Annotated in this window: 1 protein-coding gene and 2 pseudogenes; all 3 read left to right on the forward strand. The window is 75.1% G+C overall.

The window, feature by feature from the left end; genetic code table 11:
- Nucleotides 1-424 (forward strand): annotated as a pseudogene (locus BZZ08_RS39170) (hypothetical protein); the annotation flags it as partial.
- 376 nt (nt 425-800) lie between these two features.
- Nucleotides 801-1,463, forward strand: coding sequence for an RNA polymerase sigma factor (locus BZZ08_RS38375; protein WP_104636728.1), 663 nt, complete (start codon nt 801-803; stop codon nt 1,461-1,463).
- Nucleotides 1,463-1,770 (forward strand): annotated as a pseudogene (locus BZZ08_RS38380) (hypothetical protein); the annotation flags it as partial. The gene BZZ08_RS38375 and the pseudogene BZZ08_RS38380, both read left to right, overlap by 1 nt.

Raw genomic sequence — 1,770 nt, forward strand, 5'->3', positions numbered from 1 at the left:
CGCCACGCCCGGCCCCGCCACCCCGCGCCCCGGCGCCTCCGCGTCGCCGGACCGCCCGGCCGCCGCCGGGGACACCGAGGCCCACTGCCGCGTCTACGAACGACTGAAGGGCCGCGGCGGTGCCCTGGACGCCACGGCCTGGCGGCGACTGGTCACGGCGGCGGGCGGCGCGGAGCACGTCGAGGCCTACTGCGCCGACCTGCCCGCCGCCACGGAGACCGGACGGGGACCGTCGACCGCCGACGGGAACGCCAACGGCGGGAACGGCGCCGACGAAGGAAACGCCGACGAAGGAAACGGCGTCGAAGGAAACGCCGCCGCCCCCGACAACGGCGAGGGGAACGGCGCCGAAGGAAACGGCGGCAAGGGCAGCGGCGGTGGCGGCGGCAACGCCGAGGGGCAGGCCCCCGGCCGGGACCGGTAGCGCCCGTCCGGGACGACCGAGGCGGCCAAGGCAACGGCCGGGGCCGCCACCCCCCACAGGAGAGGCCCCGGCCGTCGCGCGGCACGGGCCGCGCGGCGGCCCGTACTCCCTTCAGCGCCGCGACTGCGTTTTCTGTCACACCTCACCGCGTCACGGGTTAGTTGCATCTTGTACGGCAAGGTGAGAGGGACATGGACGAGTGGCGGTTTCAAGACGTAACGTGCCATTCGCGCCGATGCAGCGGGGGGCTCGCTCCCGCGACGGGGTTGCGGGAGACCCACCGCGACCATCAGTTGGGAAACCACGACGGCGAGGACCACGTCCGCGAGAGCGGCGCCGGTTGAGGCGCGGAAGGGCCGCGCAGAAAGGCTTCTCGGTGCTGGGGGACGACGCGGAGCTGACCGCCGCGGTGCGTGCGGCACAGAACGGGGACGAGACCGCGTTCCGGACCGTGTACCGCGCCGTGCACCCACGGCTGCTGGGGTACGTACGCACGCTCGTCGGCGATCACGACGCCGAGGACGTGGCCTCCGAGTCCTGGCTCCAGATAGCCCGCGACCTGGAACGGTTCGACGGCGACGCCGACCGCTTCCGCGGCTGGGCCGCCCGCATCGCCCGCAACCGCGCACTGGACCACATCCGCATGCGCGGCCGTCGGCCGGCGATCGGCGGCGACGAGACGGAGCTGACGGGCAAGCCCGCGGAGTCCGACACCGCGGATGAGGCCATGGAGGCACTGGCCACCGGCAGCACCCTCTCCCTCATCGCCCGGCTGCCGCAGGACCAGGCCGAGGCGGTCGTCCTGCGCGTGGTGATGGGCCTCGACGCCAAGAGCGCCGCCGAGACCCTGGGCAAGCGGCCCGGCGCCGTCCGCACGGCGGCGCACCGCGGCCTGAAGCGCCTGGCCGAACTGCTCGGCGGCGATCCGGAATCGGGCGGCGGGCTCGACGCCCTGCCGCCGCAGCGAGAACCGCGCGGTCGTGCGGTGACGTCCGCGAGTGTGACGCATACGCGTGCGCGGACGCAGAAGGACATGTGATGGCCGACGAGCAGGACAAGTGGCTGGACCGCGAAACGGCGGAGCGCCTGCTGCGCGGAGAGTCACTGGAGGGTGTCGACCCCGGGTCCCGCGACCGGGCCGAACGGCTCGTCGTGGCCTTGGGCGCGCTCGCCGCCCCACCGCCGCCGGCCGGCGAGGAACTCCCCGGCGAGGCCGCCGCGTTGGCCGCCTTCCGCAAGGTGAGCGCCGAACGGGCCGACGCGTCGGCCCAGGCGCCGGCCGCCGTCGGGCACGCTGCCGCTCCCCGGACCTCCGACGCCGGTCTCGTCCGCATCGGCGTGCGCGG

Origin of the sequence: Streptomyces sp. MH60 (genome assembly GCF_002939385.1) — a bacterium.
Taxonomy (GTDB): domain Bacteria; phylum Actinomycetota; class Actinomycetes; order Streptomycetales; family Streptomycetaceae; genus Streptomyces.